At 67.2% G+C, this 9,531-nt stretch carries 13 protein-coding genes; 3 read left to right on the top strand and 10 right to left on the bottom strand.

The window, feature by feature from the left end:
- Positions 1-18: 18 nt before the first annotated feature.
- The gene (locus tag HUJ28_11305; protein MBD3620050.1) at positions 19-678 is read left to right on the top strand and encodes an arginine N-succinyltransferase; all 660 of its coding nucleotides are present in this window, start codon (positions 19-21) and stop codon (positions 676-678) included.
- A gap of 11 nt (positions 679-689) precedes the next feature.
- On the opposite strand, the gene HUJ28_11300 is transcribed toward HUJ28_11305, so the two are convergent.
- The 10 genes from HUJ28_11300 to HUJ28_11255 all read right to left on the bottom strand — a co-directional run bounded on the left by HUJ28_11300 (position 690) and on the right by HUJ28_11255 (position 7,685).
- Positions 690-968, bottom strand: a complete 279-nt coding sequence (locus HUJ28_11300; GenBank protein ID MBD3620049.1) for an MTH1187 family thiamine-binding protein — start codon at positions 966-968, stop codon at positions 690-692.
- Between the two features lie 62 nt (positions 969-1,030).
- On the bottom strand, positions 1,031-1,402 hold the full coding sequence (locus tag HUJ28_11295) for a hypothetical protein (protein MBD3620048.1): 372 nt from the start codon (positions 1,400-1,402) through the stop codon (positions 1,031-1,033).
- 6 nt (positions 1,403-1,408) lie between these two features.
- Positions 1,409-1,639 (bottom strand): RND transporter, encoded by a 231-nt coding sequence (locus tag HUJ28_11290; GenBank protein ID MBD3620047.1) that lies wholly within the window; start codon positions 1,637-1,639, stop codon positions 1,409-1,411.
- The gene (locus HUJ28_11285; GenBank protein MBD3620046.1) at positions 1,636-2,274 is read right to left on the bottom strand and encodes a TIGR04282 family arsenosugar biosynthesis glycosyltransferase; all 639 of its coding nucleotides are present in this window, start codon (positions 2,272-2,274) and stop codon (positions 1,636-1,638) included. Before HUJ28_11285 ends, HUJ28_11290 begins: the two co-directional genes overlap by 4 nt.
- Positions 2,267-2,947, bottom strand: a complete 681-nt coding sequence (locus tag HUJ28_11280; protein ID MBD3620045.1) for a TIGR04283 family arsenosugar biosynthesis glycosyltransferase — start codon at positions 2,945-2,947, stop codon at positions 2,267-2,269. Before HUJ28_11280 ends, HUJ28_11285 begins: the two co-directional genes overlap by 8 nt.
- Positions 2,944-4,065 (bottom strand): methyltransferase domain-containing protein, encoded by a 1,122-nt coding sequence (locus HUJ28_11275; protein ID MBD3620044.1) that lies wholly within the window; start codon positions 4,063-4,065, stop codon positions 2,944-2,946. The genes HUJ28_11280 and HUJ28_11275 overlap by 4 nt, the downstream gene beginning before the upstream one ends.
- Before the next feature lie 390 nt (positions 4,066-4,455).
- Positions 4,456-5,418, bottom strand: coding sequence for an arsenosugar biosynthesis radical SAM protein ArsS (gene arsS, locus HUJ28_11270; protein ID MBD3620043.1), 963 nt, complete (start codon positions 5,416-5,418; stop codon positions 4,456-4,458).
- A 76-nt stretch (positions 5,419-5,494) separates the two neighbouring features.
- Positions 5,495-5,845, bottom strand: coding sequence for a DsrE family protein (locus HUJ28_11265; protein MBD3620042.1), 351 nt, complete (start codon positions 5,843-5,845; stop codon positions 5,495-5,497).
- A 21-nt stretch (positions 5,846-5,866) separates the two neighbouring features.
- A complete protein-coding gene (locus tag HUJ28_11260) occupies positions 5,867-6,832 on the bottom strand; it encodes a VTT domain-containing protein (GenBank protein MBD3620041.1) in 966 nt (321 codons plus the stop codon).
- The gene (locus HUJ28_11255) at positions 6,825-7,685 is read right to left on the bottom strand and encodes a sterol desaturase family protein (GenBank protein MBD3620040.1); all 861 of its coding nucleotides are present in this window, start codon (positions 7,683-7,685) and stop codon (positions 6,825-6,827) included. The genes HUJ28_11260 and HUJ28_11255 overlap by 8 nt, the downstream gene beginning before the upstream one ends.
- A 128-nt stretch (positions 7,686-7,813) precedes the next feature.
- Between HUJ28_11255 and HUJ28_11250 the strand changes: the two genes are divergently transcribed.
- Positions 7,814-8,473 carry a metalloregulator ArsR/SmtB family transcription factor gene (locus HUJ28_11250; GenBank protein MBD3620039.1) on the top strand — a complete coding sequence of 220 codons (660 nt, stop codon included), beginning with the start codon at positions 7,814-7,816 and terminating at the stop codon, positions 8,471-8,473.
- Positions 8,474-8,549: 76 nt separating this feature from the next.
- Complete coding sequence (locus tag HUJ28_11245) at positions 8,550-9,512, top strand: MoxR family ATPase (protein MBD3620038.1); 963 nt, start codon at positions 8,550-8,552, stop codon at positions 9,510-9,512.
- Positions 9,513-9,531 lie beyond the last annotated feature (19 nt).

The following is a 9,531-nucleotide window of genomic DNA, read 5'->3' as shown; positions in this document are numbered from 1 at the left end:
CCCATGAACGAGACCACGATCACCCCGACGCCGCCCGCGAAGAAAACCGGGTTTCCCTGGAAGGCCACGGGGCTGGTACTGCTCGCCGTGGCGCTGTCGGTGGGCATCACGCTGTGGATCGTGTGGGCCTATCTGTTTCCCACCGAATTCCGGCCGGTCACGCTGAACCAGAAGGAGACACAGGTGCTGGAGGCCAAGCTGGACCGGCTGGAGGGTACGGCCGGCCGCACCGCACCGGCTGCGTCCGGGCCGCTGGTCCCCGAGCCCTATAGCGAGGCGGGCGCAAGCCGCGAGATCCAGTTCACCGAGAAGGAACTCAACGCCCTGCTCGCACGCAACACCGACCTGGCCCATCGCCTGGCGATCGATCTGTCCGACAACCTCGCCAGCGCGAAGCTGCTGGTGCCGCTGGACCCGGAGTTTCCGGTGCTGGGCGGCGAGACGCTGAAGGTGCCGGCCGGCATGGAATTGCGTTACGCCAACGGCCGGCCGGTGGTGATCCTCAAGGGGGTGAGCGTGTGGGGCGTGCCGTTGCCCAATGCCTGGCTGGGTAACCTGAAGAACATCGACCTGGTGCAGGAGTTCGGCAACGACCCGGGCTTCTGGCAGTCCTTCGCCGATGGCGTGGAGGCGATCGAGGTGAGCGAGAGCCGGCTGCGTATCCAGCTCAAGGAATAGAGGCCTGGTGGCTAGAGCTTCTTGCCGGCGAGCGTGGGCGTCTTGTCGGTGCGCGTCTCCAGCTTGAGATAACTCACCAGGCGCACCGTGCCCTCGGCATGCAGCAGCTCGTGCACCCTCGCCACGGCGGCGAGGATGTCCGCCAGCTCGCCTTCGATGTTCGTGCCCGAGGCATGAGTCTCGATCAGCAGTTCGTACCCTTTCAGCACCTCTGTCACGCGCAGGATCTCCGCACGCACCGAGACACCGCTACCCAGCGGTATGACCTGCAGTTCGGCAGTGGCGTGCATGTCGTTTGCTCCGGTGGTCTCTGATGCGGGTTGATCGTGGGTGGTCGTCTTCGCGCCCGGCATCACGCCGGCAGGCAGCGGCGGATGGCCTGTTGCAGGGCCGCCAGGTCGGTGCAGTCGGCCAGGTCGTCTCGCGTGAGGCAGGGCTGCAGTCCGTTTTCACCCATGTATAGCACGACAGGAAAACGGTGCCCCTGCTGGTCCGGATGCGCGCGCAGGAATTCATCGCGATGCAGGAACTCGCAGGGCAGCGGCAGTGACTCGACGAAGGTGCGCCACTCGCGTCGTTCGCTGAAATAGCCGTGGGTGAGGGCGCAGAGCTCGCAGGCGTAGGTCTCGGGCGAGAAGATCTTGTGGCCGATGTCGGCCATGGTGTTGAACAGGCCGCTGTCGGCGTTGTAGACGAAGATCAGGCGCGGGGTGTTCGCGTTCATGCGATCTTACCGGGCAGCGAGCTGCTTCTGCGCCAGGCGCCCGAGCTTGAGGCCGAGCAACACCCATGGCGCGCCGTGCATCAGCAGGTCGAAGATGTCGATGGGGCGCGTGAGCGCGCCGTCGGCCAGCATCTTGAGCTTTTCCCAGATATGCGGTTCCGGCACGAAGGGCGCAAGGCCCAGGGTGGCGGCGATGATGACGAGCATGCCGAGCGGCAGTTTGTCGAGCCAGTTCATGCGTTCTCTCTCGTGTCTTGCAGCAGTTTCGCGGGTACGTGGACGAGGTCGTCCGGACGGTCCACGTCGGCCAGTGTGCGCAGCACATGGCAGCGCCAGCCCAGGGCCTCGATGCGTGCGCGTGTCTGTTCGTATATCGCGTCGCCACCCCAGGGCAGGTCGTCGAAGAGCGTGGGCGAGATGGCACGCAGTCCGAGCAGCCAGTAGCCCCCGTCCTCGGCCGGGCCGAGGACGGCGTCCGCACCCTGTTGTAGTGCCTGCGCGGCGGCCTCGATATCGGCCGCTGCCATACCGGGGCAATCGGTGCCGACGATGATGGCCTGGGCGTGATCGCGCAGGGCGGTGTCCAGCGCATGATACATGCGCGCGCCCAGATCATCACCGCACTGGGTGTGCAGTTTCAGCTCGTGGCGCCTGGCGAGGTCACCGAAGAGCGGGTGGCCGGTGTCCGGGGCGCACCAGAGCTGAAGCGTGTGGGTGCCGGTGGCCAGCGTCTCGATGCTGTGCTCGATCATGCGCGCGTGCAGGGTGGCCGCGCCGCGTTCGCCGAGCGCGGGTATCAGGCGCGTCTTGCTGGCGCCCGGCACGGGGGCGCGGGCAAAGACGATGACCGCGGTATCGTGCTTGTCAGCCACGACGGTAGCGCTCGGCCAGGGCGTCGGGAGCGGCGCCGAGGAAGTAGGCCAGCCGCAGGCGCCACATGAGGAGCACGGTGCGCAGGATGCCGTTGCGTTCCCAGCGGCGGCTGGAGGTGACGAGCCGTGACTTCAGGCAGGCCGGTGGCGTGTGTTTTCGCAGGCGCCTGCTCAGCGCGATGTCTTCCATCAGCGGGATGTCGGCATAGCCGCCGACCGCCGCGAAGGCCTCGCGCGTGACGAAGATGCCCTGGTCGCCGGTGGCGATGCGCGTGAGGCAGGAGCGCAGGTTCATGGCGCGCTCGATGAGGCGAAACGGCCAGTGATTGCCGGACAGGCGCACGTCGAAGCGGCCCCAGCAGCGGCGGCCGTCGGCAAGTGCATCGCCGATGCCATCGATCGCCTCGGCAGGGGCGAGGGTGTCGGCATGCAGGAACCACAGGACGTCGCCGGTGGCGATGCCTGCCCCCGCGTTCATCTGCCTGGCCCGGCCGGGCGGACTGGCGATCACCCGGTCGGCCAGCGCACGGGCACGGTCGACAGTGGCGTCCGTGCTGCCACCGTCGACCACGATGATCTCGTGACCGGCCGTACGCACGGCCTGCAGCGGCGCGAGTGTGGCCGCGATGGTCGCCGCCTCGTTGAGCGCCGGCACGATGACCGAGACGGTCAGCAACAGCAGCTGCCCTCGCTGTCGCAGGTGGGCGCGAGGGGGCTCTTGGTCTCGGCGGCCGGACGGCGGGTGCCGGCCGGTGCGCAGAACGTGCGCGGCTCGCCCGGGTTGCGCGGTGCAAAACCGATGAACTGATCGGCATAGGGGCCCTCGGTGAGGAGCCGGTAGCTGCGCTCGCACACGGCGATGCGCGCGCCGCGCGGGTAGACGTGGCCCTCGTCGTCGTGCACCTGTGAAAACGGACCGCGGTACATCACGGCATGGCCGTAGTCCAGGCAGGCGGTGGCCTCGGGCTTCGTGGCGGTGAGCGTGACCGAGCGGAACTCGATGCCCTCGATCACCTGCCAGGGTGCGGCGTCCCACTTGTCGTAGGCCACGGCGACGAAGCCGGCCTCGCGGAAGACCTGGAGGAACGTCTCTTCCTGGAAGGCGCCGGAGATACAGCCGCTCCACAGCGCCGGGTCGTTCTTCAGGTGCTCGGGGACCGGCTCGTCGCTGACGATGTCCGAGATGGCCACGCGCCCGCCGGGCCTGAGCACGCGGAAGACCTCGCGCACCAGCTGGTTCTTGTCGGCGTCGGGCACCAGGTTGAGCACGCAGTTGGAGATGACCAGATCCACCGAGGCATCGGGGATCAGCGGTTTCTCACGGCGCTGCGTGGCCTGCCAGTCGTGCAGGCGGGTGTAGCCTGCCGCATCGGTCACCGGCTGTCCGGCGAGAAAGGCCTCCATCGCGGCGACGTCCAGCGCCAGGTCCTGGATGTAGCCCTTGCGAAAGTCGACGCGGTCACCGCCGAGCTTCTCGGCCATCTCCGCCTGGTGGCGGCGGGCGAGGTCGAGCATGTCCTCGTTCATGTCCACGCCGATGACAAGGCCCTCGGGGCCGACGAGCTGCGCGGCCATGTAGCAGATCTTGCCGCCGCCCGAGCCGAGGTCGAGCACGGTGTCGCCCTCGCGCACGTAACGCGAGGGATCGCCGCAGCCGTAGTCGCGTTCCAGTATCTCGGCCGGAATCGCCTCGAGCAGGCGGGCGTCGTAGTCCACCGGACAGCACAGCGCCTCTACGCGCTGTTGCGCGCCTTCGGAATAGCGGTCGAGTACGGATTGGCGAACGTCCATCGGTGTCTCCTGCAATAGTTCTTTGTTTGCAATAGTTCGTTTTTGGCCGGCTGAAATCGTTCGGCCGAATGTTTCAGCGTATCGTCAGCGCCGCTGAAGTCATTGTTACCGCGGGGCTGATGTCGTCATCCCCACGCTCTCAAGCCGTCGTCCTCGCTCTCTTGACTTGTCATTCCGGCTCTCTCAACTCGTCATTCCCGCGAAGGCGGGAATCCAGTATCAGCGACAAGGTGCCAGTACGGCCTCCGAAGGTTATCGGCCTCGGTGTTCCTGGATCCCTGCCTCCGCAGGGATGACGAACATGAACGTGTTGAACACGAATTCCGTACGCCACAGAGGGCTCAGAGTAAAACCGCTCGAATAACCTCTGTGACCTCTGTGGCAAAAACCCTAGCTCAACGCCCCGCCGCAGGATGAACCCTGGCCGGCGGTGCAGCCGTAGCAGTGGTCGGCGATCACGATCGGGTTGCCATCGAGGTCGCGGCCGAGGAGGTCGGCGAGTTGCGGCCGGGGCTTGCCCCCGATGCGCAGCGGCAGGCCGAGCATCTGGTTGAAGTCGCAGTCGTAGACGTAACCCTGCCAGTCCACGCTCAAGAGCGAGCGGCACATGACCGCGTCGAGGTTCTCCGCGCGGTAGGCCTCGCGCAGCAGCCGCATGTAGTCCTCGAACTGGCCCTTGCTCACGAGCGTGCTGCCGAAACGCTCGATGGGCAGGTTGGTGAGCGTGAAGAGCCGGTTGAAGACGATGCCGAAGCGCGTATCCAGTTCACGCTTGTAGTCGGCCTCGAGCTGCGCCTGCGGGGGCGGCAGGAACGGGCCGGTCGGGTTGTACACGAGGTTGAGCGCGAGCCCGCTGCCGGCCTGGCCGTAGCCGAGTGCATTCAGTTTCTGAAGCCCCTCGATGCTGCCCTGGTAGACGCCCTTGCCGCGCTGGCCGTCGACGTTGTCCTCGAGGTAACAGGGCAGGGAGGCGATGACCTCCACCCGGTTGTCGGCGAGGAACCCGGCCAGGTCGTCCTGCCCGGGTTCATGCAGGACGGTGAGGTTGCAGCGATCCATGACGTGCACGCCGAGCGCGCGGGCACGGGTGACGAGATCGCGAAAATGCGGATTGAGTTCGGGTGCGCCGCCGGTGAGGTCCAGGGTCTCGATGTTGCCGGCCCGAAGAAACTCGACCACGGTGTCGATGGTCCCGGCCGACATCATCTCCTTGCGGTTCGGTCCGGCGTTCACGTGGCAGTGCAGGCAGCTCTGGTTGCAGCGATAGCCCAGGTTGACCTGCAGCGTGGTGAGCCGTCCGCGACGGATGGCGGGGAAGTCGGTGTCTTTGAGTAATGGCAGTGTGGCGTGCATGTCCGGTTGTCCTGTCCTGCGGGTGGTGCCCCGGTCGAAGCCTGCACTCCGACCGGGGCATCCTAGCTTACCGTGATCAGAAGATCAGGACCTTGTCGGCCGCGGCGGTGAGTTCCCCGAGTTCGTCCATGGTGGAGCGTTCGGCACCCTCGACCAGGTCCTCGTCCCTGAGACCGCGCGCGTCCATGCAGGTGCCGCAGAGCAGCACACGGCCCTTGCGCAGCACGGCCCTGAGCATCAGCTCCAGGTTGTAATAGCCCTGCGGGATCTTCTGCCCGGCACGCGCGCAGCCCACCGAGTCGGCCATGAGAAAGACGTCGACGCCGTCCTCGGCCTGTTTTTGCAGGGCCTTGGCCATGCGCAGGCCGTTGAAGCTGCGCTCGGTGCCATAGGGCGGATCGTTCAGGATGATGAGTGCGCGTTTCATGTCATACCTCCTCGGTGAAGACTAGCGTTCGACCGGCAGCCCCGCCGCATTCCAGGCCTCCATGCCGCCGGCCACCACGTGCAGGTCGGCAAAGCCCCTGCGTGCGAGGATCTGTGCGGCTCTGGCCGAGCGCCTGTCGGTGCGGCAGACGAGCAGGACGGGGCGCTCCTGCCATTCGCTCAGCTCCTCGCTGCGCCCAGCCACGGCGTCCAGCGGCAGGTTGCGGGCACCCGCGATGTGGCCGAGCTCGCCGGTGAATTCCTCGGGCGTGCGCACATCCAGCACCAGCACGTCCTCGCCGGCATCCAGCCGTGCCCTGAGTGCGGCGATGTCGAGCATGGGGCCGCGACGCAGGCGCGCGACCAGTCGGGGCAGGAAGGCGACGGCGGCGAGCAGGGCGATGCCGAGCAGGATCTTCTGGATCAGCGACTCGCCCCCGGCGATGGCCTCGCGGCCCGCGTAGCCCAGATAGGTATAGGCGATGGCGCCCGGCAGCATGCAGACCGCAGAGGCGATCACGTAGTGCCAGAAGGGGATGCGCGTGAGCCCCAGGGCGTAGTTCAGCAGGTTGAAGGGAAACAGCGGCACCAGGCGTACGAATGCGACGAAGCGCCAGCCCTCGGACTCCACGCCCTGGGTGAGCTGCTTCAGCCGGCCGCCGGTCCTGCGGGCCACCCAGTCCGAGGCGAGGTGACGCGAGACCAGGAAGGCCAGGGCCGCGCCCAGCGTGGCACCGGTGAGGTTGAGCACGGTGCCGAGCACGGGGCCGAACAGGGCCCCGCCGGCCAGGGTCAGCACGGAGCCCGGCAGGAACAGCACGGTGGCCAGTGCATAGATCAGCACGAAGGCAACGGGGCCGGCGGCCCCGGCGTTGTCCACCCACGCCTCGAGCGCGGCCGCATCGAAGGCATCGCGGTAGACGATGGCCAGGGTGATGCCGGCGACCAGCACCAGCACCAGGGCGATGCGTGTCAGCTGCTTACTCACTGGCGTCCTCCCACTGGCGGCGGTTGATGGCGTAGCCCGTCACCTTGCCGACAAAGGGGATGGCCAGCATCCCGGGCAGCCAGGCGCAGCGCCTGGCATCGCGCATGTCGCGGATGCCGATGGCCATGCCCTGGTGTCCGGCGCGCGGCTGGGCGCGGTAGGTGCCGAAGAGCCGGTCCCAGAGCGAGAGGGCAAAACCGAAGTTGCTGTTGGTCTCGTCGTCCTCGATGGAATGGTGCACGCGGTGCATGTCCGGGGTGACGATGAACAGGCGCAGCACGCGGTCCAGCCCCAGTGGCAGGCGCACGTTGCCGTGGTTGAACATGGAGGTGGCGTTGAGAATCACCTCGAAGATCACCACCGCCACCACGGGCGGGCCCAGCAGGACGATGGTCGCGAACTTGATGCCCATGGAGAGGAAGATCTCCAGGGGGTGGAAGCGCGAGCCCGTGGTCACGTCGAAGTCGAGATCCGCGTGGTGCATGCGGTGGATGCGCCACAGTACAGGGATCGCGTGCACCATCACGTGCTGCAGCCAGATGATGAAGTCCATGATCAGTACGGAGGCGAGGATGGCGAACCAGAAGGGCACGTCCACCACGTTGAACAGGCCCCAGCCCCGCTCCTGGGCCAGCAGTGCCACGCCCACCGCCGCGGCGGGAAAGGCCAGGCGCAGCAGGAAGGTGTTCAGGAACACCAGGCCGATGTTGCTGCCCCAGCGCACCCACTTGGCGGTGGTAAGCTGGCGGCGCGGGGCGAGGACCTCCCACAGGGCCATGAGGGCGAAGATGCCGAAGAAGGCCGACAGGCGGATGACCGGCTCATACTGGCTGATGAAGCTCTCGAAGCTCATGGTTCGGGTACCCTCTATTCGTCGTGAGCCCCGGTGACGGGGATGTTGATCCATGCCGATGTTGGCCAAGACGCAAAATGAAGATACACTATTCCATAGATTAGTGGAATAGTCATCGGAGATGACACATGGCAGGCAATTTCAAGAAAGACCTCTTCGCCCAGTTCGCCCGCGTGGCCAAGGCCCTGGGCAACGGCCACCGGCTGGAGCTGCTGGAGTTCCTCGCCCAGGGCGAGCGCAACGTGGAGGATCTCGCGCGGGTCTCCGGGCTGTCCGTCCGCAACACCTCCCAGCACCTGCAGCAGCTGCGCCAGGTGGGGCTGGTGACCTCGCGCAAGCAGGGGCTGCACGTGTATTACCGGCTCACCAGCGATGACGTGGTGCAGTTGCTGCAGTGCGTGCGCGGCGTCGCCGAGCGTCATCTGGCCGACGTGAAGGTGCTGGTGGACACCTACCTCACGGTGAAGGACGCGCTGGAACCCATGCCGGTGGCCGAGCTGCTGGAGCGCGTGCGCCAGGGCGAGGTCACCGTGCTCGACGTGCGCCCCTCGGAGGAATACGCCGCCGGGCATCTGCCCGGGGCCGTGAACATCCCGCTGGCGGAACTGGAACAGCATCTCGACGAGCTGCGCGACAGCGGCGAGGTGGTGGCCTACTGCCGGGGGCCGCACTGCGTGCTGGCCTTCGAGGCGGTGGAACGCCTGCGCGGCAAGGGGCTCAAGGCCCGCCGGCTGCAGGATGGCTTCCCCGAGTGGAAGGCCGCCGGTATGCCGGTGGAGGCTGAGTGATGGCACCCCCACGGGGAATGTTCCGGTAAGGGCCGGCATCCCTACGACCAACGTCCAACCGACTCTCGGAGTGAGCATGCATAACCAGGAGGCCTTTCGCGCCCTGCGCCGTCATCTCGAACAGGTCATCGTCGGCCAGCCCCGGCTGCTCGACCGGCTGATGATCTGCCTGCTCACGGGCGGGCACCTGCTGCTGGAAGGGCCGCCCGGGCTGGCCAAGACCACGGCGGTGAACACGCTGGCCAGCGGCGTGCATGCCAGCTTCCAGCGCATCCAGTTCACCCCCGACCTGATGCCGGGCGACCTCACGGGCAGCGACGTCTTCGACCCGCGCGAGGGCGCGTTCCGCTTCGTGCCGGGGCCGTTGTTCCACGAGATCGTGCTCGCCGACGAGATCAACCGCGCCCCGCCGAAGGTGCAGTCGGCACTGCTCGAGGCCATGGCCGAACACCAGGTGACGGTGGGTGGCACCACGCGCCGGCTGCCCGATCTGTTCGTGGTCATGGCCACACAGAATCCGCTGGAGCAGAGCGGTACCTATCCGCTGCCCGAGGCGCAGCTCGACCGCTTCCTGCTGCATACGGTGCTGGACTACCCGACGGCCGAGGAGGAGCTGGAGATCCTGCGTCGCGATCGCGGGCGCCACTACGGCAGCGATCCCGATGACTTCGAGTCGACGCTCAAGCCCGGTACCGTGCTGGCCGCGCGCCGCGAGGTGGCCGAGGTGCATGTCGAGGACGTGATCGAGCGCTATGTGGTGGCACTGGTGGGGGCGACCCGGCGCCTGGGCGAGATCGACCCCGACTGGTCCGGGTTCCTGGTGGCCGGCGCCTCGCCGCGCGCCTCCATCGCCCTGCTGCGCGCCGCCAGTGCCCTGGCCTATCTGCGCGAGCGCGATTACGTCACCCCCGACGACGTGCTCGAGGTGGCCCCGGACGTGTTGCGCCATCGCCTGGTGCCGGGCTACGCGGCGGCCGCCGCCCAGGTGAGCGTCGATGCCATGGTACGGCGCATCCTGGACAGCGTGCCGGCCCCCTGACGATGGTCCTGACCAGGGG

It is taken from the genome of Chromatiales bacterium, from assembly GCA_014762505.1.
Classification (GTDB): Bacteria; Pseudomonadota; Gammaproteobacteria; order SpSt-1174; family SpSt-1174; genus SpSt-1174.
This window is presented reverse-complemented; position numbering and strand designations above follow the sequence as displayed.

What these genes read in the sequence shown, in the direction of transcription:
- HUJ28_11295 (MBD3620048.1), bottom strand. Translation starts at nt 1,402, where the DNA reads ATGAACGCGAACACCCCGCGCCTGATCTTCGTCTACAACGCCGACAGC.
- HUJ28_11250 (MBD3620039.1), top strand. Translation starts at nt 7,814, where the DNA reads ATGGCAGGCAATTTCAAGAAAGACCTCTTCGCCCAGTTCGCCCGCGTG.
- HUJ28_11265 (MBD3620042.1), bottom strand. Translation starts at nt 5,845, where the DNA reads ATGAAACGCGCACTCATCATCCTGAACGATCCGCCCTATGGCACCGAG.
- arsS (MBD3620043.1), bottom strand. Translation starts at nt 5,418, where the DNA reads ATGCACGCCACACTGCCATTACTCAAAGACACCGACTTCCCCGCCATC.
- HUJ28_11290 (MBD3620047.1), bottom strand. Translation starts at nt 1,639, where the DNA reads ATGAACTGGCTCGACAAACTGCCGCTCGGCATGCTCGTCATCATCGCC.
- HUJ28_11245 (MBD3620038.1), top strand. Translation starts at nt 8,550, where the DNA reads ATGCATAACCAGGAGGCCTTTCGCGCCCTGCGCCGTCATCTCGAACAG.
- HUJ28_11255 (MBD3620040.1), bottom strand. Translation starts at nt 7,685, where the DNA reads ATGAGCTTCGAGAGCTTCATCAGCCAGTATGAGCCGGTCATCCGCCTG.
- HUJ28_11300 (MBD3620049.1), bottom strand. Translation starts at nt 968, where the DNA reads ATGCACGCCACTGCCGAACTGCAGGTCATACCGCTGGGTAGCGGTGTC.
- HUJ28_11275 (MBD3620044.1), bottom strand. Translation starts at nt 4,065, where the DNA reads ATGGACGTTCGCCAATCCGTACTCGACCGCTATTCCGAAGGCGCGCAA.